The 256-nt window shown below is 57.4% G+C and carries 1 pseudogene; it reads right to left on the bottom strand.

Annotated elements, in window-relative coordinates:
* Window positions 1-256, bottom strand: a pseudogene (locus FDX22_RS26510) (2-octaprenyl-6-methoxyphenyl hydroxylase); the annotation flags it as partial.

Genomic DNA, 256 nt, shown 5'->3' with positions numbered 1-256 from the left:
GCTCCGCCAGCGCATCGCGCGCAGGGGTAAATAATTCCATCGCCATCAGCCCGACATTTCGTCCAACAACCAGCGGGGCCCAGCGATTGGCAAACAGATACACCAAATTATTAGTCACGCCAATCGTCGTTTCGCGATCGCGTTCGCGGCGATGCTGATAGCGTGCCAGCACCGCATAATCACCGACATCTTCCCCGCTGTTCTGCGCCCGGGTCAACGTTTCAGCCAGGCTCATCACATCACGCAGACCAAGGTT

Origin of the sequence: Citrobacter sp. TBCS-14 (genome assembly GCF_005280805.1) — a bacterium.
Classification (GTDB): Bacteria; Pseudomonadota; Gammaproteobacteria; order Enterobacterales; family Enterobacteriaceae; genus Citrobacter; species Citrobacter gillenii.
This window is presented reverse-complemented; position numbering and strand designations above follow the sequence as displayed.